The 22,820-nt window shown below is 51.2% G+C and carries 20 protein-coding genes and 1 tRNA gene; 15 read left to right on the top strand and 6 right to left on the bottom strand.

The window, feature by feature from the left end:
- Nucleotides 1–606: 606 nt before the first annotated feature.
- Both alkB and H8L32_RS18365 read left to right on the top strand, forming a co-directional pair.
- On the top strand, nucleotides 607–1,260 hold the full coding sequence (alkB, locus tag H8L32_RS18370) for a DNA oxidative demethylase AlkB (RefSeq protein WP_186948707.1): 654 nt from the start codon (nucleotides 607–609) through the stop codon (nucleotides 1,258–1,260).
- Between the two features lie 60 nt (nucleotides 1,261–1,320).
- On the top strand, nucleotides 1,321–2,226 hold the full coding sequence (locus H8L32_RS18365) for a 5'-nucleotidase (protein ID WP_186948706.1): 906 nt from the start codon (nucleotides 1,321–1,323) through the stop codon (nucleotides 2,224–2,226).
- 75 nt (nucleotides 2,227–2,301) lie between these two features.
- On the opposite strand, the gene H8L32_RS18360 is transcribed toward H8L32_RS18365, so the two are convergent.
- Nucleotides 2,302–4,611, bottom strand: coding sequence for an NADP-dependent malic enzyme (locus tag H8L32_RS18360; protein WP_222619405.1), 2,310 nt, complete (start codon nucleotides 4,609–4,611; stop codon nucleotides 2,302–2,304).
- A 272-nt stretch (nucleotides 4,612–4,883) separates the two neighbouring features.
- Between H8L32_RS18360 and H8L32_RS18355 the strand changes: the two genes are divergently transcribed.
- From H8L32_RS18355 to H8L32_RS18335, 5 genes are all read left to right on the top strand, one after another.
- A complete protein-coding gene (locus H8L32_RS18355; RefSeq protein ID WP_186948705.1) occupies nucleotides 4,884–5,363 on the top strand; it encodes a rubrerythrin family protein in 480 nt (159 codons plus the stop codon).
- A 54-nt stretch (nucleotides 5,364–5,417) separates the two neighbouring features.
- Nucleotides 5,418–5,582 (top strand): rubredoxin, encoded by a 165-nt coding sequence (locus H8L32_RS18350; RefSeq protein ID WP_186948704.1) that lies wholly within the window; start codon nucleotides 5,418–5,420, stop codon nucleotides 5,580–5,582.
- A gap of 8 nt (nucleotides 5,583–5,590) precedes the next feature.
- Nucleotides 5,591–6,787 carry an FAD-dependent oxidoreductase gene (locus H8L32_RS18345; protein WP_186948703.1) on the top strand — a complete coding sequence of 399 codons (1,197 nt, stop codon included), beginning with the start codon at nucleotides 5,591–5,593 and terminating at the stop codon, nucleotides 6,785–6,787.
- Nucleotides 6,788–6,892: 105 nt separating this feature from the next.
- Nucleotides 6,893–7,861 carry a thiamine-phosphate kinase gene (gene thiL, locus H8L32_RS18340; RefSeq protein WP_186948702.1) on the top strand — a complete coding sequence of 323 codons (969 nt, stop codon included), beginning with the start codon at nucleotides 6,893–6,895 and terminating at the stop codon, nucleotides 7,859–7,861.
- The gene (locus H8L32_RS18335; RefSeq protein ID WP_230412297.1) at nucleotides 7,858–8,382 is read left to right on the top strand and encodes a phosphatidylglycerophosphatase A family protein; all 525 of its coding nucleotides are present in this window, start codon (nucleotides 7,858–7,860) and stop codon (nucleotides 8,380–8,382) included. The genes thiL and H8L32_RS18335 overlap by 4 nt, the downstream gene beginning before the upstream one ends.
- A 112-nt stretch (nucleotides 8,383–8,494) precedes the next feature.
- Here the strand turns inward: H8L32_RS18335 and ntrC are convergent, their stop codons facing one another.
- From ntrC to glnA, 4 genes are all read right to left on the bottom strand, one after another.
- Nucleotides 8,495–10,006, bottom strand: coding sequence for a nitrogen regulation protein NR(I) (gene ntrC, locus H8L32_RS18330; protein WP_186948701.1), 1,512 nt, complete (start codon nucleotides 10,004–10,006; stop codon nucleotides 8,495–8,497).
- Nucleotides 10,007–10,084: 78 nt separating this feature from the next.
- Nucleotides 10,085–11,158 (bottom strand): nitrogen regulation protein NR(II), encoded by a 1,074-nt coding sequence (gene glnL, locus H8L32_RS18325; RefSeq protein ID WP_186948700.1) that lies wholly within the window; start codon nucleotides 11,156–11,158, stop codon nucleotides 10,085–10,087.
- 95 nt (nucleotides 11,159–11,253) lie between these two features.
- Entirely contained in the window at nucleotides 11,254–11,742 is a 489-nt protein-coding gene (locus tag H8L32_RS18320; protein ID WP_186948699.1) for a DUF4124 domain-containing protein, read from the bottom strand.
- Nucleotides 11,743–11,868: 126 nt separating this feature from the next.
- Nucleotides 11,869–13,284, bottom strand: a complete 1,416-nt coding sequence (gene glnA, locus H8L32_RS18315; RefSeq protein ID WP_186948698.1) for a type I glutamate--ammonia ligase — start codon at nucleotides 13,282–13,284, stop codon at nucleotides 11,869–11,871.
- Between the two features lie 663 nt (nucleotides 13,285–13,947).
- Between glnA and H8L32_RS18310 the strand changes: the two genes are divergently transcribed.
- The 3 genes from H8L32_RS18310 to H8L32_RS18300 all read left to right on the top strand — a co-directional run bounded on the left by H8L32_RS18310 (nucleotide 13,948) and on the right by H8L32_RS18300 (nucleotide 16,951).
- Nucleotides 13,948–16,269 (top strand): putative bifunctional diguanylate cyclase/phosphodiesterase, encoded by a 2,322-nt coding sequence (locus H8L32_RS18310; RefSeq protein WP_186948697.1) that lies wholly within the window; start codon nucleotides 13,948–13,950, stop codon nucleotides 16,267–16,269.
- Nucleotides 16,270–16,299: 30 nt separating this feature from the next.
- Nucleotides 16,300–16,764, top strand: a complete 465-nt coding sequence (locus tag H8L32_RS18305) for a rhodanese-like domain-containing protein (RefSeq protein ID WP_186948696.1) — start codon at nucleotides 16,300–16,302, stop codon at nucleotides 16,762–16,764.
- 97 nt (nucleotides 16,765–16,861) lie between these two features.
- Nucleotides 16,862–16,951, top strand: a tRNA-Ser gene (locus H8L32_RS18300).
- Between the two features lie 173 nt (nucleotides 16,952–17,124).
- Here the strand turns inward: H8L32_RS18300 and H8L32_RS18295 are convergent.
- Nucleotides 17,125–18,036 (bottom strand): LysR family transcriptional regulator, encoded by a 912-nt coding sequence (locus tag H8L32_RS18295; RefSeq protein WP_186948695.1) that lies wholly within the window; start codon nucleotides 18,034–18,036, stop codon nucleotides 17,125–17,127.
- Between the two features lie 284 nt (nucleotides 18,037–18,320).
- Here H8L32_RS18295 and H8L32_RS18290 point away from each other — a divergent pair, with 284 nt between their 5' ends.
- The 5 genes from H8L32_RS18290 to H8L32_RS18270 all read left to right on the top strand — a co-directional run bounded on the left by H8L32_RS18290 (nucleotide 18,321) and on the right by H8L32_RS18270 (nucleotide 22,816).
- Nucleotides 18,321–19,373, top strand: a complete 1,053-nt coding sequence (locus tag H8L32_RS18290) for an alpha/beta hydrolase (protein ID WP_186948733.1) — start codon at nucleotides 18,321–18,323, stop codon at nucleotides 19,371–19,373.
- 35 nt (nucleotides 19,374–19,408) lie between these two features.
- On the top strand, nucleotides 19,409–19,903 hold the full coding sequence (locus tag H8L32_RS18285; protein ID WP_186948694.1) for a (R)-mandelonitrile lyase: 495 nt from the start codon (nucleotides 19,409–19,411) through the stop codon (nucleotides 19,901–19,903).
- Nucleotides 19,881–20,690, top strand: coding sequence for a carboxymuconolactone decarboxylase family protein (locus H8L32_RS18280; RefSeq protein WP_186948693.1), 810 nt, complete (start codon nucleotides 19,881–19,883; stop codon nucleotides 20,688–20,690). Before H8L32_RS18285 ends, H8L32_RS18280 begins: the two co-directional genes overlap by 23 nt.
- Before the next feature lie 333 nt (nucleotides 20,691–21,023).
- Nucleotides 21,024–22,019: a taurine ABC transporter substrate-binding protein gene (gene tauA / locus H8L32_RS18275; RefSeq protein WP_186948692.1), complete on the top strand. Its 996-nt coding sequence runs from the start codon at nucleotides 21,024–21,026 to the stop codon at nucleotides 22,017–22,019.
- Nucleotides 21,995–22,816: a taurine ABC transporter ATP-binding protein gene (locus H8L32_RS18270; protein WP_186948691.1), complete on the top strand. Its 822-nt coding sequence runs from the start codon at nucleotides 21,995–21,997 to the stop codon at nucleotides 22,814–22,816. The genes tauA and H8L32_RS18270 overlap by 25 nt, the downstream gene beginning before the upstream one ends.
- Nucleotides 22,817–22,820: the final 4 nt, after the last annotated feature.

The raw sequence follows: 22,820 nt of genomic DNA, 5'->3' as shown, positions 1-22,820 counted from the left end.
ACTGTCAACACCTGCAACTCATTTCGTTTCTCTTCGCTCTTTCGAGCTACTTAAACTGTTGCACGGCATTCACAGCTACTGACTTATTCCGCAATAACTTCCATCGCTCATTTCGCCAGCTTTACTTCGCTTCATTTCCCCCCGCTCTTCAGCGGGAGGCGAACTATAGCAAACCTTCACCCTTCTTTGCAAGCCTTTGCGTTAAATTATTTAGCCGGTTCTCTTATCTTAGTAGGGTGCGCTCCGCGCACCGGCTCTTTGCTTGGCCGCTGACCTATAGGGGCAAAGCTATCGGCATATATAAGGTGCGGGAACGGTGCGCATGGCGCACCTTACTATGCTTTGTGCGTTATCGGGACTCTCGCTCGAGATTACACGTTAGTTTTGTAGCGTGCGTTACGCGCACCGGCTCTTTGCTTGGCCGCTGACCTATAGGGGCAAAGCTATCGGCTATATAAGGTGCGGGAACGGTGCGCATGGCGCACCCTACTATGCTTTGTGCGTTGTTGGGGCTCTCGCTATACTTTACATGCTAATCTTTCAAAAATTGAATCGCGTACTTATATGATAAGCACGCAGGTAATAAAGAATGAAATAAAACAGCGTATGAATTATTCACTATTTGATGATGTCAGCAACATGCAGCCATGGGTCGAACCCATCTGCGATGGCGCCCTCATCCTCAGGCATTTTTCGGTACAGCACGAAACTGAAATCATGGAAGGTATACAGCAGGTATTGAACAGTCATCCTTTCCGTCAGATGCGTACACCGAACGGTCATCGCATGTCTGTCGCGATGACTTGCTGTGGTGACGTGGGTTGGGTATCGGACAAGGATGGTTACCGCTATAGCCCTTATAATCCGGAAAATGGCACGCGCTGGCCAGACATACCGGAACGTCTTGCCGCACTTGCCATGCAGGCTGCACTGGAAGCCGGCTACCCGGGCTTCCAGCCCGATAGCTGCCTGATCAATCAATATCAGACCGGGTCGCGCCTTAGCCTGCATCAGGACAAGGATGAGAAAAATTTTGCTGCTCCCATCGTGTCTTTCTCATTAGGTATATCGGCGACGTTTCTTTTTGGTGGCATGCAGCGCAGCGATTCCGTTCAGCGTTATCATCTGGCGCATGGGGATGTCGCGGTATGGGGTGGCCCGGCCCGATTGCGTTACCATGGCGTCGCCCCCATCAAGGACGCAGCACATCCTTTATTGGGCACACAAAGAATCAATCTGACATTTCGCCAGGCTATGTAGTGCTGCGTTGAAACACAGACGGACTATCCAACATTTCAGAACAAGACAGACCAATCAATCATGCCAGTGTCACTAGACAATCTCCTCGTTATAGGAATCTCTTCACGCGCCTTATTTGATCTGGAAGCAGAGGAAACGCTGTTTCAGGAACAGGGGCTGGATGCGTATCGTCAGCATCAACTGAAAGAAGAAAACAGCGTACTAAAACCAGGTGCCGGCTTTGGTCTGGTCAAAGCCTTACTGAAACTGAATGAACTGACACCCGGACACAGGCTGGTGGAAGTGGTTATCATGTCGCGCAATTCATCCGAAACTTCTTTGCGCATTTTCAATTCGATTGCCCACTACGGCCTGGATATTACACGTGCGGCCTTGTCTGGCGGCGCGCCCTTGGCACCGTATCTGCTGGCGTTTAATGTCAGTCTGTTTTTGTCACTACATGAAGATGACGTGCAGGCGGCTATCAATTCTGGCGTGGCATCGGCGATGCTGTATCGCTTGCCGGATAATGCAGCAGATCCGGAACAGATCCGTATTGCGTTTGATGGTGATGCCGTGATTTTTTCAGATGAATCTGAACGTATTTATCAGGAACATGGCGTAGAAGCCTTTGAAGCGCATGAAAGAGAAAATGCCAAAAAGCCTTTGCCACAAGGGCCCTTTGCAAGGTTGCTGGTGGCACTTTCATATTTGCAGAATAATTTCAAAACACCAGATGGCCGCGCCTTCCCCTTGCGCACTGCATTGGTGACAGCGCGTGCCTCACCCGCTCATGAACGGGTAATACGTACACTGCGTGCATGGAATATCGCAATCGACGAAACCTTCTTCATGGGTGGCGTGAATAAATCCGCTGTGCTGGCGGCCTTCAAACCACATATGTTTTTTGATGATCAGCATGGTCATTGCCTGCATGCATCGAATGTCGTGCCGACGGGACGTGTGCCCGTCAAACAGAATAAATAAATCCCGCATAAAACAAAAAAGCCAGCCGTATCAGTCATGCTGAATCAGGCTGGCTTATTTACATGCTATGAGTGCTTAACGCTGTGCCACCGCATCCACTACACACAAGGCTGTCATATTGACGATACGACGGACCGTGGCCGATGGTGTCAGGATATGTACCGGTTTGGCGCAGCCCAACAAGATGGGGCCAATCGCCACGTTATTGCCTGCCGTTGTTTTTAGCAGGTTGTAGGCGATATTGGCTGCATCAATATTCGGCATGACCAGCAGATTGGCATCGCTCTTCAAGGTCGAATCAGGCATCATTTTCTTGCGATAGCTGGTATCGAGCGCAGTATCACCATGCATTTCGCCATCGACTTCCAGATCAGGCGCGTCACGCTGGATTATCGCCAGTGCCGCACGCATTTTCTGTGCTGATTCGCTATTGCTGGAACCGAAATTCGAGTGCGACAACAAGGCTGCCTTAGGCATCAGACCAAAACGGCGCATTTCTTCTGCGGCCAGGATGGTGATTTCGGCGATTTGCTCTGCGGTCGGATTTTCATTCACATGGGTATCGACCAGCACCACCTGGCGATCCGGCAAGACCAGGCCATTCATCGCGGCATAGACGTTCACGCCTTCACGTTTACCCAACACCTGATTGATGTAATTCAGATGCAGGCCAGTGGTACCAAAGGTACCGCAAATCATGCCATCTGCATCGCCTTTATGGATCATCATGGCACCAATCAGTGAATGACGGCGGCGCATTTCCAGCTTTGCATATTGCTCGGTCACACCCTTGCGCGCAGTCATCTGGTGATAGGTTTGCCAGTAATCACGATAGCGGTCATCGTGCTCAGGATTAATCACCAGGAAATCTTCGCCCGCCTTGAGACGCAAGCCAAATTTTTCTATGCGCTGATCAAGGATGTGTGGACGTCCCACCAGGATAGGTGTCGCCAGTTTTTCATCAACGATGACCTGTACCGCGCGCAAAACTTTTTCTTCTTCACCTTCGGCAAAGACAATACGTTTGCGTTCTGCAGGCGCTTTTTTGGCGATCTGAAACAGCGGCTTCATGAATGTGCCGCTGTGATACACGAACTGCTGCAGCTTCTCTACATAAGCCTGCATGTCTTTGATAGGACGTGCTGCGACACCGCATTCTTCTGCTGCCCTTGCCACTGCCGGCGCAATCTTGATCATCAGGCGTGGATCAAAAGGCTTGGGTATCAGGTATTCAGGGCCGAAAGACAGGTTGCTGATGCCATAGGCAGAAGCAACGACATCGGATTGCTCGGCCTGAGCCAATTCAGCAATCGCGTGCACGACCGCAATTTCCATTTCACGTGTGATGGTGGTTGCACCACAATCCAGAGCACCGCGGAAAATATAAGGGAAACACAGGACATTATTGACCTGATTAGGAAAGTCAGAACGCCCGGTCGCCATGATGGCGTCATCACGTACCGCCTTGACTTCGTCTGGCAAGATTTCTGGCGTAGGGTTAGCCAAAGCCAGAATCAGAGGATTTGCTGCCATCAGCTTGACCATGTCCTGCTTCAACACGCCGGCAGCCGACAAACCGAGGAAAATATCAGCATCAGGAATCACATCACGCAGGCTACGAGCCGTCGTTTCTTGTGCGAAACGCTCTTTGTCCGGGTCCATCAATTCAACGCGGCCTTTGTACACTACGCCGGCCAGGTCGGTCACGAATATATTTTCCAGCGGGAAGCCCAGGTCCACGATCAAATCCAGACAGGCCAATGCCGCCGCACCAGCGCCAGACACCACCAGCTTGGTGTTTTTAATAGTTTTTCCAACGACTTTCAAGCCATTCAGGATTGCTGCGCCGACGATGATCGCTGTACCGTGCTGGTCATCATGGAAGACCGGTATGCGCATGCGCTCACGCAGTTTGCGTTCTATATAGAAGCATTCCGGTGCCTTGATGTCTTCCAGATTGATACCGCCAAATGTCGGCTCCAGAGAAGCAATGATATCGACCAGCTTGTCTGGGTCAGATTCGCTGATTTCGATGTCAAATACATCAATACCGGCAAATTTCTTGAACAAGACGCCCTTGCCTTCCATCACCGGCTTGGATGCCAGCGGGCCGATATTACCCAGGCCCAGCACCGCAGTACCGTTGGTAATCACACCAACCAGGTTGCCACGGGCCGTGTATTTGAAGGCTGCTGTCGGGTCAGCCACGATTTCTTCACATGGGGCAGCTACACCGGGGGAATACGCCAAAGCCAGATCACGTTGATTCGTCAATTGCTTGGTTGCAGTGACACTGATTTTGCCCGGCGTCGGGAATTCATGATATTCCAGCGCCGCCTGACGCAATTGTTGACGTATTTGCTCTTTTTGATCTGACGAATCCATGTGCTTGGCCTTCTTTCTATTTTTGCTTACGGAAATCTTACTGCCCGTGATTCTAGCAGAGGGAACACTCTAACTTTATACGTATTTGTACGACTCATATGCTTTTGGCGCATAACCAAATGCGATTTATTCTGTTATGCCAAGCAATATAGGATTTATCTATTGAATCAATAAAATCAATTGTCTTTTAAAATCAATTATTAAAATCTATTATTCTTCTCACGTTGATAGCAAACGCAAGCAAATTTCAGTAAATCACCAAGGAGAGCATTATGAGCACCCAGGCAAACCCATCCGTCACCATCAAGAACCTTGAATCCGCTTTTGCCGGCGAATCCATGGCCCACATCAAATACCGCTACTTTGCCAAACTGGCACGTGAAGCCGGCGCCATAGAAATTGCCGAAGCATTTGAAGCCACCGCCGACCAGGAAGTCATGCATGCCTTTGGTCATCTGGATTTACTGTATCCCAAAAGCCAGTTGACGCCACAGCGCGCGCTGGAAATTGCCATTGAAGGTGAAACCTATGAATACACTGAAATGTACCCAACATTCCGCCATCTCGCTGTGGAAGAAGGCAACCATGCTGCTGTCGCTGAATACGATGAGCAAATCGCAGAATCTAAGGAACACGCTGAAAACTTTAAGCGGACTTTAGAAATCGCTGCCAAACGCTTCGCCGCGCTGGCCAAGGTAGAAGAACGTCACGCCAATCACTATCGCGCCGTGCTGGAAGCCAATCAGGCTTGAATCCGGCAAGGCTGGCACTGAATCAAGAATCAATCAAACAATACAGAGGACAACATGAAAACCTACCAATGCATCGTATGCGGCTTTATTTATGACGAATCCACAGGCTTGCCAGAAGAAGGCATCGCCGCTGGCACACGCTGGGACGATATCCCGGCAGACTGGGAATGCCCGGATTGCGGTGTCGCCAAAGCTGATTTTGACATGATAGAAATCTGAGGTTTACCATGAAACCCATCACCATCATCGGCTCTGGCCTGGCAGGCTACACTCTCGCCAAGGAATTTCGCAAGCTCGACAAAACCACGCCCTTGCTGATCATCACTGGCGATGATGGTGGTTTTTACTCCAAACCCATGCTGTCAAATGCTTTTGCCTTGGGCAAGCAGCCGCAACAATTGCAAAGCCAGACGGTGGAGCAAATGGCTGCTCAACTGAATGCCCATATCCTGACCCGGACTATGGTCAGCAGCATCAACACCGTCACGCAAACAGTGCGGACCAATATGGGTGAATTTGAGTATGCACAACTGGTGCTGGCACTGGGGGCACAAGCAATACGCCTGCCCATCGCTGGCAATGCTGCCGATCAGGTTCTGTCAGTCAATAATCTGGCTGACTACAAGATATTTCGTGACAGGCTGACGCAAGCCGGTGACAAGGTAAACGTCACCATACTCGGCGCCGGGCTGATAGGTTGCGAATTCAGTGATGATCTGGCCAGTGCAGGCCACACCGTTACGCTGGTAGACCCCAATGCCCTGCCGCTGGCAGCTCTGGCACCGGTCGCCATTTCGCAAGGCTTGCAAACTGCCCTGACAGAAAAAGGCATACAACTGAAACTCGGCACCACGGCCAGCCAGATTTATCGGCGTGACCAGGCATTGCACGTCACCCTGTCGAATGGTGAAAGTTTTGTCACGGACGTCATCTTGTCGGCAGTAGGTCTGCGTGCCGACACCCGTCTGGCGCAAGCAGCCCAGTTGCATACCGGACGCGGAATCATCGTGGATGAATATGGCCAAACCAGTGCCAGCAAGGTCTATGCACTGGGTGACTGTGCGCAGTACACCCTGGACGACGGCAGTCAGAATACCATGCCCTATGTAGCGCCACTGATGGCAGCAGCCCGATCAATTGCATTGAGCCTGAGCGGTCAGCCCACACGCATAGAAATGAAGCTGGCAGCAGTCCTGGTCAAAACACCCAGTTATCCGGTCGCCCTGATCGCACCTGCCGCCCACGTCAGCCCATCAGGTACATGGGAATCCGAAAACAGCGCCGGTGTCACGACCAGTCGTTTCTTTGACGAAGACAGAATAATGCGCGGCTTTGCTGTTGCGCCACACAGTGCCAAATCGAGAACCACACTGATCAGTGAGTTGACAGAAGCACAGACGACATCCCTGGCATCCCTGGCCTGATTGTGTTGATTGGCAAACACCTGTCAACGCCTGGGTAGGTAAGCATTTGTACCGAATTAAGCCAGTCCATGTTGTATCCCCGGCTTCATTCGGTACAATGCCAGCATGCTTTCCGAATTTGACCTCATCAAGCGCTATTTTGCGCAACACCATATTCAAGACAGTCGCGTCGCCCTGGGTATAGGGGATGATTGCGCCCTGCTCAACCCCAGTCCGGGCATGCAAATGGCTATTTCCAGTGACATGCTGGTTTCTGGACGTCATTTCTTCCCCGATGCTGCCCCTCGCATGTTGGGCCACAAATGTCTGGCCGTGAACTTGTCTGACCTGGCCGCCATGGGGGCAAAACCCATCGCATTCACCCTTGCCCTGTCGCTGCCGGAAGCCAATCCAGCCTGGCTGGCTGAATTTTCAGCCGGCTTGCTAGCCCTGGCGGATGAACATCAATGCCATCTCATTGGTGGTGATACCACCAAGGGCCCACTGAATATCTGCATCACGATTTTTGGCGAACTGCCCCCCGGCACGGCGCTGCGTCGTGATGCCGCCCGCAGCGGTGACGATATCTGGGTATCGGGCAGTCTGGGTGACGCCCGTCTGGCGCTGGCAGCTTACTGGAATGAAGTATCACTGGACCCGCAAGTACATCAGCAGGCAGCATTGCGCATGCATACTCCCAGCCCCCGTATTGCTTTGGGTATGGCGCTGCGCGGTATTGCTCATGCGGCGCTGGATATTTCAGACGGACTGGCTGGCGATCTGGGCCATATCCTGGACAAGTCGGGCGTCGGCGCTACGCTGTTGATAGACCAGTTACCGGCAGGGCCGGTATTACAAACACAGCCACAGGATTTACGCAGGCAATTTACCCTGAATGGCGGTGATGACTATGAGCTATGTTTTACCGCAGCAGTCAGCAACAGGCAGCAGATATTGGCTGCGGCAACACAATCGAACACCGTCGTCACCCGCATAGGCCAGATAGACAGCGCCAGCGGTTTACGCCTGCTGGATGATGAAGGTAAAGACCTGCATCTGGCTTATCAATCCTTTGATCACTTCGTCAATCCATGACTACCCTAGAACAAGGCCAGACAGCCATCGTCACTCAACCCACCTGGCGGTTCATGCTGCGCCACCCTGCCCATATACTGGCGCAAGGTTTTGGCAGCGGCCTGTCACCGATCATGCCAGGCACATCCGGCACCTTGTTTGGCTGGCTGAGTTTCCATGTTTTTTCCACGCGCTGGCCAGAAATTTTTACCACGGTCAACTGGGCCATCATCATCCTTCTGGGGTTTATCGTGGGTGTCTGGGCTTGCCGCATTACCGGCAAGAACCTGGGGGTTGCCGATCATGGCAGTATGGTATGGGATGAAATCATCGCCATGTGGCTGGTGCTACTGTTCATCACGCCGGCCAGTTGGCAGACCCAATTGTGGGCCTTTATCATTTTTCGCTTTTTTGATATGGCAAAACCGCCCCCTATCGGCTATTTTGACCGCCGCTTCAAAGGTGGCTTTGGCGTAATGTGGGATGACATTGTGGCAGCCTTCTTTTGCCTGCTGACTTTTGCCCTGTGGCGCGCAGTGTGAATACATTAATTTTCACGTAAACAAGAAGGGGACATGCAAGCATGTCCCCTTCTTGTTTCACGATCACTTCAGCGTTCACATCAGCATTCACATCGGGCAAACGATTGCGATTTTATTCGTCCTTTACACCATCAATACCCAGTTCCTGGATTTTGCGTGTAATCGTATTGCGGCCTATGCCCAGGCGAATGGCGGCGTCATTCTTGCGACCATGGGTATGGCGCAAGGCTGCCTTGATAACGACAGATTCAAAGCTGCGACCCAGCTTGTCAATGACTTCAGACTGACCTTCTGCCAGCATGGCTGCTGCTTCGGCTTCCAGTAAGGATATCCAGCTTTCACCACTGCGATACACCGGCTTTTCCATAAAGGCACTGGCACCGGCCTGCACAGGCGCTGCTGCCGTATATTCCGCCGGACGTGCTTGCAGATCGCTGCCATTCATACCGGCTGGCGGGCTTGCCGGTGCTGCGATTGGCACCAGATCTTGCGGCAAATCAGGGATTTCTACTGTCTGCCCCGGTGCCATGACGGTAATCCAGTTGCACAGGTTTTCCAGTTGTCTGACATTACCCGGAAAATCCAGACTGGATAAAAACTGCAATGCCGGTTCTGACATGCGTTTTACATCAACACCCAGTTGCTTGGCACTTTGATTCAGAAAATATTTGGTCAGCAGTGGTATGTCTTCGCGGCGCTCACGCAAGCTTGGCAAGCGCAGGCGAATGACATTTAAACGGTGGTACAAATCTTCACGGAACAAACCGTCTTTGACACGGGTTTCCAGGTTCTGGTGCGTCGCCGCAATCACGCGCACATTCGCCTTCATAGGCTGATGCCCACCTACACGGTAGAAATGACCGTCCGACAAAACGCGCAGCAGACGTGTCTGCAAATCAAAAGGCATGTCACCGATTTCATCGAGAAACAGAGTGCCGCCTTCAGCCTGTTCAAAGCGTCCGCGTCGTGTGGTTTGCGCGCCGGTAAAAGCGCCACGTTCATGGCCGAACAATTCTGACTCCAGCAAATCCTTGGGGATAGCCGCAGTGTTTAATGCAATAAACGGCTGGGATGCGCGTGGACTATGCTTATGCAGTGCACGTGCCACCAGTTCTTTACCGCTGCCGGATTCACCGGTAATCAGCACCGTCACATTCGATTGTGACAAACGACCTATGGCGCGAAACACATCCTGCATGGCTGGTGCCTGCCCCAGAATTTCCGGGGTTTCTGACATGCTTTGCTCAACGCTGGATTCACGCAGACTTTCATCCAGTGCACGGCGTATCAACTCGACTGCCTTGTCCAGATCAAAAGGTTTGGCCAGGTATTCAAATGCGCCGCCCTGAAATGCCGCGACTGCCGATTCCAGATCCGAAAACGCCGTCATGATAATCACAGGCAAACCCGGATATTTGGCCTTCACGGTTTGCAAGAGTTCCAAGCCGGAAGCACCATGCATGCGTATGTCAGAGACCAGCACTTGCGGCGTATCGCTTTGCAAAGCGTTCATCGCATCTCTTGCATTGGTGAAGCTGCGCGTTGCCAGATTTTCCCTCGCCAATGCTTTTTCCAGCACCCAGCGAATTGAATCGTCGTCATCCACTATCCAGATTGGTTTCATATTGTCGTTCTGCATTCTGTGTTAAGCATATCAATAGAAGGAGCACTTTTGGTGCAACCACTTTTCCTTTACCTCACTTCAAGGTAAGGGAATGAGTATCCTGAAATCCGTGTACTCTGGCCTGCTTTCACATTCGATGACACCCAGATGCTGTTCAACGAAAGTTTGCGCCAGTGTCAATCCCAGACCGCTGCCGCCCTCCTTACCCGAGACCAATGGATAAAAAATCCGGTTGCGTATCTCGGGTGGAATTCCCGGACCGTTATCAATGATATGCAAATCTAATGCCAGCCTGTAGCGAACCTTCGCCAGCGTGATCTGGCGCACCACACGCGACTTGAAAGTCAGCACTGCATCGCCCTGTCTGATTCTTTCATGCAAGGCCTGGGCAGCATTATGGGCGATGTTCAACACCGTCTGTATCAACTGTTCTTTGTCACCACGAAATTCGGGTATCGATAAATCATAGTCGCGCTTGATGGTCAGCCCCTGCGGGAATTCAGCCACAATCAGGCTGCGCACGCGCTCACAGACTTCATGGATATTCACGTCGCCAACGATATGTGGCAGTCGGTGCGGTGCCAGCAAGCGGTCCACCAGAGTCTGCAGGCGGTCAGCTTCCTTGATGATGACCTGGGTATATTCGCGCAATTCACGCAGGTGGCGCTCGGGCAATTCCAGCTCCAGCAGTTGCGCGGCACCACGTATTCCACCCAGAGGATTTTTGATTTCATGGGCCAGATTACGTATCAGCTCCTTGTTGGCCTTGCTTTGATCGAGCATGCGCTCTTCTCTGTCGAGCTTGAGTTGCTGTACGTTTTCGCGCAACTCTATCAATACTGGCGTATCAGGATTATCCAGCGCTGTCACGATGCTGTGCACATGCAATGCCTCACGCCCGGCACGCTCCAGCGTCAGGTCTTGGCGCTTGTCGGCAAACTGATGGGCGACCGCCTGATGAAACACCTCGATCAGCTCTTCGCCGTTCAGGAACAGGTCCGTCAACTTTAAATGCGTGAGTGATTTGAATGAGCTGTCCAGCAGATTTTCAGCAGAGGCATTGGCAAACAAAATACTGCCCTCAGCATCCAGCACGATCACGGCTGAAGTCAGCAAATCCAGTCCGGCAAATGAGGTAAGTGGAGTTTTCAAACGATATCCAATAAAAAAGGCCGCACAGAGCGACCTTTACGCAAGCATCATGCCCGGACTGGTGCCTGATAGCACCATTTCCCGACATGGGCGACTTATTTCGAATTAGCTATCTCTCGTTTAAGCGCTTCTATGTTCTTTTCGGTGCGACTGATGTCTTCTTTCATCAAATTGGTGCGTTCCTGGTATTTGGCGTAATTCTTTTCATCGCCTCGCCTTTCAGGCTCACCATTATTGAACTCTTTTTTCAAATTCGCGAGCTTCTGCTCCTCCGCCTTCAATTCGTCCTGCAAAATCTGCTTGCGGTCTGAATCTCTGGCTTTTTGCGTTCCCTCATCTACTTTGGGGAAGTCGGTAGGGCTGCTGGCAGGCTTGCCCTGGGGCTTTTTGCCTGCTGCCGGGAAGACAGGGGCCGGTACCACCGTAATGCCCTGCAATTCCACCTTTTTACAACCTTTGACTGCGCCCGTGTTCTTATATTCCTTTTTACCGTTCTCGTCGACGCATAGATACACATCGGCCTGCGCATGGGCATAGGCCTGCACACCAATCAGGAGAATGAAAGCTGACAATAGTCGATTCATATTAAAGCAATAATCAATCACGGACTTGTAGTGTATGCGATGCAGCGATGCAACACAATTACGAAAAAATTAGCATTTGTAACAAAAAAAGCGGGGTTGCCCCCGCTTTTTCTGTTTTTACCCTGATTACAGAGAGTAGTACATGTCGAATTCGACTGGATGAGTCGTCATGCGGAAGCGTTGTACTTCTTGCATTTTCAAGTCAATGTACGCATCAATCATGCTGTCGCTGAACACACCACCGCGTGTCAGGAATTCACGATCTTTGTTCAATGCATTCAGTGCTTCTTCGAGGGAAGCGCAGACTGTCGGGATCAATGCATCTTCTTCTGGTGGCAAATGGTACAGATCTTTGCTCGCTGCTTCGCCAGGATGGATTTTGTTTTGAACGCCGTCCAGACCTGCCATCATCAGTGCAGAGAAGCACAGGTATGGGTTCGCCAGTGGATCAGGGAAACGTGTTTCAATACGACGGCCTTTTGGATTGGCAACGTAAGGAATACGGATGGAAGCAGAACGGTTACGTGCGGAGTAAGCCAGTTTAACCGGTGCTTCATAACCTGGAACCAGACGCTTGTAAGAGTTGGTACCTGGATTAGTGATCGCGTTCAATGCTTTTGCATGTTTGATAATACCGCCGATGTAGTACAGGGCGAAATCAGACAAACCAGCATAGCCGTCGCCAGCAAACAGGTTTTTGCCATCTTTCCAGATGGATTGATGTACGTGCATGCCAGAACCGTTGTCGCCAACGATAGGCTTAGGCATGAAAGTCGCTGTCTTGCCGTAGGTATGCGCTACGTTCCAGACTACGTATTTCAGGTTTTGTGTCCAGTCAGCGCGTTCTACCAGAGTAGAAAACTTGGTGCCGATTTCATTTTGACCAGCGCCAGCCACTTCATGGTGATGCACTTCAACCGGAATGCCCAGGGATTCCAGGATCAGGCACATTTCAGAACGCATGTCCTGGAAGCTGTCGACTGGAGGAACCGGGAAATAACCGCCTTTAACGGTAGGACGATGACCAGTATTGCCGCCTTCCAGTTTTTCGCCTGTTGTCCAGGAAGCTTCTTCGGAATCGATCTTGACGAAGGAACCGGACATATCCACTTTCCAGCGTACGCTGTCAAAAATGAAGAATTCTGGTTCTGGGCCAAAGTAGGCGGTATCACCAATGCCAGAAGATTTCAGATACGCTTCAGCGCGTTTTGCGATGGAACGTGGATCGCGGTCATAGCCTTTGCCATCGGATGGCTCGATGACGTCACATTGCATGAACAATGTTGTTTCTTCGAAGAAAGGGTCAATATTTGCAGTATTAGGATCAGGCATCAACAACATGTCGGATGCTTCGATACCTTTCCAGCCAGCGATAGACGAGCCGTCAAATGCATGGCCAGATTCGAATTTATCGATATCGAACTGGGAAACTGGAACAGTAACGTGCTGTTCTTTGCCTCGGGTATCAGCAAAGCGAAAATCAACGAACTTAACTTCGTTGTCTTTCGCCATTTTCAAGACTTCTGCGGCTGTCATTGCCATGTGAAACTCCTCAAATAGAGCTAAAAAAAATTCGGAAATTGCTGAGCCCTGCACCTGCCAGCAACCAAGAACGAGTGAACAGTCCTACCTCATCCACTCTTGAATTCAACTGGCGGCTAAACTCAGTGAGAGATGATAGCAGAATCCATGCCATCAACCAGCCAAAGCATATTCAAATTCGAAATTTGTTAAATGCTTGTTTTTGTGGCGTTTTCTTTGTGCATGCTCATGTCTTGCCGCAAACAAACAAATAGCAAAACGATTCAATTTGGTGCAAAAATAAAATATTGCACCAAATAAATGCAATATGTTGCCAAATGCCAGTTTATGCACACGTTTAGTGCGGAATTTATTTTATTGTGTAAATAACACTTCTCTCACGTCACATCCTACCGCCCGGATCATTAACTACTAACCCATTAATCATTCACTGGTCAACTTATCAAGCAGTTCATCCGCGCTGACTGATGTTCAGAATCTTATTCAAATAGCCAAACCAAAAGCAACTGGATGGTCGTCATTTGATCAGTATCAATCGCGCCCTTCATTTCTACCAGCGAGATTGACTCTCACTGCCAGAGTCGCTATCTTCATTTCGCCTGTTTGCAGGGTTTAGGTTTTCGGCTCTTGCACAATTGCGCCATACGCCAAAGACAAATAATCATGCATGCCTATTTACGCCAATTTCTTACCAAGCCCCTGCTTTTCGCCATGGGGACATTCTTACTGGCCATGCTCACCAGTTTCACGCTCATCCCCGAAATGCGTAACCGGAGTGTCGATAACATTAAATTACTGGATCCTTCGATTACCGTCAGGCAAGACACACTGTTCAACTATGTAGTGGGATTTATCTTCAGTGCAATGCTGGCATATCTGGTCAGGCTATTGCTGGAAGCACGTGAGCAAAAACGCGGTCTGAAAAAAATCATAGAAAAAAGAACTGCCCAGCTGGCGCAACGTGAAGCAGAATTGCGCCGCGCCCAGACCATTTCAAAAACCGGTAGCTGGATCAGCAGCCTCGATAATCAGGACATACGGTATACAGAAGAAGCCTGCCGCATCTGGGGAATAAACCCTGACAGTAAAATCACCTGCGCCACCATCTTGCAGCGGGTACATCCAGACGACAGGACCCTGGCTGGCAACGCATGGGACAGAGCCATGTCTGGTCAGGATATGGAAATCGAGCACCGCATACTGGTTGATACCCAGATCCGCTGGCTGCATATACAAATCAAGCTGGAACGGCAGGCAGACGGCAGCGCCATCAATCGCTATGGCACCGTGCAAGACATCACCGAACGCAAACATGTAGAAGAAGATTTGCGTATTGCCGCCATTGCCTTCGAAGGCCAGGAAGGCATGGTCATCACCGATGAACACAGAACCATATTGCGCGTCAATCAGGCATTTACACGCATCACCGGCTACACCAGGGAAGAAGCCATAGGCAAGCAAACCAGCCTGTTAAAATCCGGCATGCATGGCAATAGCTTCTATGCCGAAATGACCGGCCACCTTGAAAAAAGCGGCTACTGGCAAGGCGAAATCTGGAACCGCCGCAAAAACGGCGAAGTGTATCCGGAATGGCTGACCATCACCGCCGTCAAATCCGGCAATGGCAAGGTCGTCAACTATGTTGCCACCATGCTGGATATCACCCAAAGAAAAACCACAGAAGCAAAACTCGAACATCTCGCCTATCACGATGCCCTGACAGGTCTTGCCAACCGCCGTCTGTTACTGGACAGGCTGCAACACACACTACTGAGCAAATCGCGCCACAACCGCTTTGGCGCATTGCTGTTTCTTGATCTGGATAATTTCAAGAGCATCAACGACACCATAGGCCATGGCAAGGGTGATCTGTTATTGCAAGTGGTTGCCAAACGCCTGGCGCACAGCATACGGCAAGGCGACACACTGGCCCGCCATGGTGGCGACGAATTTGTTTTATTGCTGGATGACCTCAGCGACAACATGCGCGAGGCAGCGATAGAAGCCCAGATGATCGCCACCAAAATACTGTCCGACCTGCATCAGCCATATGACCTGGAACATCTTGAATATCACAGCAGTGCCAGTATCGGTATTACCCTGTTTGGCAGACACAGTGACGACGCAGAAGAACTGCTGAAACAAGTAGAAGTCGCGATGTATGAAGCCAAAGCCAGCGGCGGCAACCTGTTTCGTTTCTTTGACCCGGACATGCTTGACATCGTTAATGCCCGCGCTGCCATGGAAGCAGATCTGCGTCTTGGATTGGCGCAACAGCAGTTTGTTTTGCATTACCAGGCGCAGGTCAACGCAGCAGGCAAAACCATCGGGGCAGAAGCACTGATACGCTGGCAGCACCCGCAGCGTGGTCTGGTGTCCCCCGCCGAATTTATTCCGCAGGCAGAAGAATCAGGACTTATCATCCCACTTGGCATCTGGATCTTGCAGACCGCCTGCCAGAAACTGGCCGAGTGGCAGCAAGATCCGGCAACATCAGCGCTGACGCTGGCGGTCAATGTCAGTGCCCGCCAATTCAAGCAGATTGATTTTGTGGCCCAGGTGCAGGACATCATCCGTCATGCAAACATCGATGCCAGCAAGCTAAAACTGGAATTGACAGAAAGCCTGCTGGTAGATAATGCAGAAGAAACCATCGCAAGAATGAATCAGCTCAAAATGCAGGGAGTCGGTTTTTCCCTGGATGATTTCGGGACTGGTTATTCTTCCCTATCCTATCTGAGACGCCTGCCCCTGGATCAGTTGAAAATCGACCAGTCTTTCGTACGCGAGATGCTCAACAACACCAATGATGCCGTCATCACCCGCACCATCATCGGACTGGGACAAAGCCTGGGACTGGCAGTGATTGCCGAAGGCGTAGAAACCAGCGCGCAGCAAAAGTTTCTGGTACAGCAGGGTTGTCAGGCGTTTCAGGGTTATCTATATGGTAAGCCAAGCCCCGATTTAATATACACTAAAGGCTAACCCATTCAGCAACAATGCACGGAGACCAATATGTCCACCACTGATCATCTTCAGACAGCGCGCCAGCGTGGCCAGGAACAAGCCCTGGATTATGCCGGCGCAGTCACCCCGCAAGAAGCTTTTGAATTATTGCAAAACGATAGCGGCGTCTTGCTGGTGGACGTGCGCACCAATGCCGAACGAGACTGGGTCGGTCGCGTCAACATCAATCCAACGCAACACCAGGCCGTACAATGGAGCCTCTACCCCGGAGGCGTCCCCAATCCTGATTTTCTGGCACAACTGCAAGCTGCGGCACCCGACAAAACCACAGCCCTTCTTTTCCTGTGCCGCTCTGGGGTACGTTCACGTCATGCCGCCAAACTGGCAACAGAGAATGGTTACACCAACTGCTTTGACATCCGGCAAGGCTTTGAAGGTGACAAAGACACCGACGGCCACCGGAAAACCCTAGGCGGCTGGTGCCAACTGGGCTTGCCATGGCTGGGTGCTTAAGTCTTTTTCAACAAAAAAGAAAAAAGCTTCCAAGTTGAATTTTATTTTGCTAGAATAGCGGACTTCGCTGTTACGGCAAATGACTGCGAATGTAGTAGGAGAGGTGGATGAGTGGTTTAAGTCACACGCCTGGAAAGCGTGCGTAGGTTTATCCCTACCGGGGGTTCGAATCCCCCCTTCTCCGCCAAGAACCAAGTAATAACGGGCCCTTGTGGCCCGTTATTCATTTCTACGCGCCCTCCTTCGTACCTCACACTGTCTGTTCTCACTTATAGCTGATTACTCGTGTTGAAAGCGTTCGTCATTCGTCTATTCAATACGCCGCATATTGACACAGTCACTCCAACGAGAGTGCCAACATCAGCGATGGCAATGCAAATCACTCTCCTTCCAGTCTTTGATGGCTTGTATGAACAGACGCAATGCTGTTGGAGGGTGGCGATTTGCGGGGTAGTAGAAACAGAGCCCCGGCATGGAGGGACTCCAGTCCTTCAATAGGTGAACCAGCCTGCCAGAAGCAAGGTGTTCAGTCGATTGATATTCGGGAACCCAGGCAATGCCGATACCACCCAACGCGGCTTCGGTCATCAAGTTTGTATTTCCTAAGGTCATCGGTCCTTCCACATCCATGTTGAAGCTTTTATCGGAACGCTCCAGATTCCAACGATAAAGATTACCGCTGGCAAACCGAAAGCGAATACAGCGGTGGCGCAGTAAGTCCTCGGGCATTTCGGGTATGCCATATTCAGCGAGATATTCTGGTGAAGCGACAGCAGTGAATTTCATTTCTGGTCCAAATTTCACGGCAATCATGTCTCGCGGCACGTCATCAAAGACACGGATGCCTGCATCATAGCCATCGGCTACGATATCCACAAAACGCGTATCGACAACAAATTCCACTTGAATATCCGGGTACTTTGCAAGAAAACCAGGCAGCACGTGACGTATCAATGGCCTGGCACCTGCTTCAGCAGCGCTGATTTTAATCACGCCCGATGGCCGGTTCACTGAAGATGCGACTTCATCCATGGCGTCGGACAAATCAATAATGGCCGGGGCTACACGACGCAATAGTTGTTCCCCTGCCTCGGTTAATGCTACGGAGCGCGTGGTGCGGTTAAATAACCTCACATTTAGTCGTTCCTCCAAATGGCGGAGAGAATGACTCAACGCAGACGGAGATATCCCGAGACGCAATGCAGCCGTGCGGAAACTCTTGTGCTCTGCTATGGCGGTAAACGCCGTCAGTTCAGATAGACCAACCTTCATAAATGAATTTTTCTCATTAGCTTGTACTAATTTTATCCCATAGTTGAATAGATCACAGCAAACTATACTCGTTCATAACAAAGCGAATTTGGATTTTGTGCAATCGTCGTAATCAAAACCCGGTGTGTTGAGCGCATTAAAGAGATCGTCTTCCAATCGACGCACCAGGAAAGCTGATAGCGCAGCAGTTTTTGGTGTCTGGCAATCAAGCGCCTTCCCTACCGATTACCAAGATGGACGATTCACATTTTTGAAGCATGAACTTTACAGACAAGGACATTTATATGGTGCAAACAACTTTACAAGCATTTGCCTTATCGGCAGCGATCGCCGTTTCAGCACAATCCAGCGCAGCGGACTATAAAAAGAATCCTTACACCCTGGTTTATGACGGTGCGATCACTCAAAATGAGTCGGGCAAGATCCATATTCACCCGGTCTCTTACAAACTCAATGGTCTGGATATTTCAGCAAATATCTATACTCCAGCCAACTACGATCCGAAGAAAACCTACCCCGCTGTGGTGGTAGCGCATCCGAATGGCGGCGTGAAAGAGCAAGTGGCCGGACTTTATGCTCAACACTTGGCAGAACAAGGCTACATCACGATTGCGGCAGATGCCGCGTATCAGGGCGCGAGCGGCGGCCAACCGCGTTATGTCGACAAACCCTCGAACCGTATTGAGGATATCCATGGCATGGCGGATTTCATTATTCAGTATGCCGGTGTCGATAGCGCCCGCCTGGGTTTGCTCGGTATCTGCGGTGGCGGCGGGTATTCACTGGCCGCAGCGCAAACCGACAAACGATTTAAATCCATTGCGACATTGAGCATGTTCAATTCTGGGCGGGTTCGTCGTAACGGATTCATGGACTCACAACTTTCCACGATTCAGGAGCGCTTGTTGCAGGCCTCGAATGCCAGAGCGCAAGAGGTAACCGGCGGGAAAATTCTGTACGCTAACGACGTGCAACTGACTGATGAGCAAATTGCCAGGCTGCCATTTGAAATGTATCGTCAAGGATTTGAATATTACGGAAAAACCCATGCCCATCCAAATTCGGAGGGGCGGTACACGTTAAGCAGTCTGCTTGATCTGATGCGCTTTGATGCAACGAATCAGATTGAGCTGATTAACAAGCCTTTACTGATGATCGCTGGTAGCAAAGCGGATAGTCTGTACATGACGGAGGAAGCCTTTGCCAAAGCAACTGGAACCAAGGATAAAGAGTTGTTCAAAATTGAGGGGGCAACACATATCGAAACCTATTGGGTACCCAGATACGTTGACGCCGCTATGGGAAAACTGACCAGGTTTTATGCCCGGACTCTTTAATCAATTCGCCCCAGAAGTTAAATAAAAAAATACTCATGAATAGATTCTTTTCAACGCTCGCAGTATGCATTATTTGGGCAACCACAGCACAGGCACATGAATATGAGCATGAGCATGCATCCGCTCCGACGCAGGAAATAGTGCGCGCCGGTAGTCAGGCTTCCATCATCGGGTCACCGGATTACTTCATCGGGCGAGTAAATGTTACTCCATTATTTCCTGCCAACGAGCACAACTCTGCAACAGGTGCCTACGTGAGTTTCGAACCAGGCGCCCGCTCGGCCTGGCACATCCACCCTGCGGGGCAGCGGCTCGTGGTGATTTCCGGAACCGGATTGACACAGGAATGGGGCAAACCGATACAGGTAATTCAAACTGGCGATGTGGTGCTATGCCCACCCGGTGTCAAACACTGGCACGGCGCCGCACCGACGATAGCGATGACTCATCTGGCAGTAACAAATTCTATCGATGGCAAAAGCGTAATCTGGATGGAGAAAGTAAGCGATGACCAATACAATTCCCACTAATCGTCGCAAAGTCCGTTTGCTGGCGGCTGCTTCAGCCCTGGTGGTAGGGCTGGGGTTGGTGGTGGCATCCGGGCATGCTGCTCAAAACGAAACGGAGTCGCAATCCATGATACGCCAAGAACCTGCCTCCGTCGCACTTTCCGCCCGCCAGCAGTCCATCCCATTGATCGCCGCTTTCATGGCAATGAGCGATATGCCCAAACTCAGCGCGGCATTGAATCAGGGGCTGGATGCGGGTCTCACGGTGAGCGAGGCGAAAGAAATTCTGGTGCAGCTTTATGCCTATACAGGCTTTCCACGCAGTCTTAACGCACTGCAAGAATTAATGAAGGTCGTAGCAGCGCGCCAACAAAGTGGTATCCATGACATAGTTGGACGTGAACCTGGTCGTGCCATCCCCACCGGCGATGCACTGATCGTCGCCGGGACATCCAACCAGACCAAGATTGCCGGCGCAACAGTCAAGGGAGCAGTGTTCGATTTTGCGCCTGTCATCAACCAGTTTTTACAGACCCATTTGTTTGGTGACATCTTCGAGCGGGACAACCTCGACTGGCAAAGCCGCGAGTTGGCGACGGTCGGAGCCTTGGCCGCCACGCCCGGTGTAGAGGCGCAATTGCGCTCTCACATGGCCGCCAGCATGCGCGTGGGATTGACGGTTACGCAATTGCGCCAATTGACGCAGATACTGACCGAACATTGCGACGCGGATACTGCCAGGCGTGCGGACCATGCATTGACAGAAGCACTGGCTGTAATCAGAAAAGAAAATCCTCACTTCGATTAGAACACGTCAAATTTTTGCGCCAGCGATCAGACAACAAGCTGCATGGTCTTGCTGCTTAACTGCTTAACTGCTTAATTGCTTAAAACCTGCACCTGCACAATCTAAAGATTCTGTCCGCATCCGCCACCCTCATTGCACTCCTTGCATCCATCAATTGTTGCGCCTGATACCAGGCCCGGCCACTTGCCGCTGATTTCCCTGCATTGCTGCGTTTCATGGTGGTTCGTGTTCAGAACAGATCAACACACGCATATTCTTAGTCGAAAAGATTCGTTTTGTCGTACAAAACTGACTCCTATACTGGGCCGACTATCCACCTGTCCATTACCATATATGAAAAAAAATCTGCGTGTCCTTGCCCTCGCCGCCAGCGTCTTCCTTATGGGGAATGCCGTGGCCGAAACCAAAGAAGTCGTCATCGCTTATCAGGACATGGTGGTGCCTTGGCGCTATGCGCAGGAAACGCAAAACCTGGAACAGAAGACCGGATATAAAGTCACTTTCCGCAAACTGGCGAGCGGTGCAGACGTCATCCGGGCACTGGCTTCCGGTTCGGTACAAATCGGCGAAGCAGGCTCGGCACCGATTGCATCAGGTTTGTCGCAAGGTTTGAATATCCAGTTGTTCTGGATTCTGGACAATATCAATGATGCCGAAGCGCTGGTGGTACGCAATGGCAGTAATGTCAAATCGCTGGCTGATCTGAATGGCAAACGCATCGCTGTGCCATTTGTTTCGACTTCACATTTCCATACGCTGCTAGCACTGGAACATGCCAAAGTCGATGCACGCAACGTCAAGATCATCAACCTGCGTCCACCAGAAATTGCCGCCGCATGGGAACGTGGCGATATTGATGCGACCTTCATCTGGGATCCTGTGCTGGCCAAAGTCAAGAAAACCGGAAAGACCCTGATCTCCTCTGGCGAAATCGCCAAACAGACCGGCACCGCGACCTTTGACGGCATTGTGGTGAACAAGGATTTCGCCAAACAGAATGATACCTTCCTGACCGAACTGGTGAAGCTGCTGGCAGCAACAGATGCCGACTATCGCAACAACAAAGCGAACTGGAAGGTGGATTCTGCGCAGATCAAAGCGGTAGCCAAATGGGCTGGTGCGGATGCTGCCGAAGTCCCCGCCAGCCTGGCGCTGTATGAGTTTCCGACCTTGCAGCAGCAGGCTTCAGCCCAATGGCTGGGTGGCGGTGCTGCCAAATCGCTGGCTGCTACGGCAGCCTTCCTGAAAACCCAGGGTACCATCCAGACGGTATTGCCGGACTACAGTGTAGGAGTCAATGCAACATGGGTACGCAAGGCAGCACAATAAACCTGCCAACTGCGCACAGTGGCGGTCAGCTTGACATACGCCGGCTCTCGGTGCGCTTCGCCGGTGCCGGGGCTGACGAAGCACTGGCCTTGTCCGATGTCAATCTGTCTATCGCCCCTGGCGAATTCGTGGTCGCACTTGGCCCGTCAGGATGTGGCAAGACCAGCTTGCTGAATTGCCTGGCTGGATTTATACAGGCGTCGGAAGGCGAAGTCATGCTCGACGATGTAGCAATCACCGGCCCCAGTCCTGAAGTGGGCGTGGTGTTTCAAAAACATGCGCTGATGCCATGGCTGAACGTGCTTGACAATGTCGCGCTGGGATTGCGCTTTCGTGGCATTGCGCGTAACGAGCGCAATGCGCTTGCACTCGACAACTTACGCCTGGTCGGACTGGAGCAATTTGCTTCGGCGCCAGTCTATCAATTGTCAGGTGGTATGCAACAACGTGTCGGAATTGCCCGTGCACTGGCCAATAATCCCCGCGTGCTGCTGATGGATGAACCGATGGGTGCGCTTGATGCATTAACGCGGGAATCGATACAGGAACTGCTGGTCAATGTCTGGCAACGCAGCAAGAAAACCATTTTTTTCATTACTCACAGCGTTGAAGAAGCGCTGTTTCTGGGATCGCGTGTGATTGTCATGTCGCCACGCCCAGGCCGCATTGCCCATCAATTCAAGCTGCCGTTTTCAGGTGACTATCTGGCGTCTGGCGATGCGCGTGCAGTAAAGTCATCGCCTGATTTTATTGCCTGGCGTGAACGCCTGCTGCAACTTGTGCACCACCCTGTCTGAACTG

The organism is Undibacterium hunanense, assembly GCF_014284335.1.
Lineage (GTDB): Bacteria > Pseudomonadota > Gammaproteobacteria > Burkholderiales > Burkholderiaceae_D > Undibacterium > Undibacterium hunanense.
Note: the sequence above shows the minus strand (reverse complement) of the source record. Positions and strands in the feature narration are given on the sequence as shown.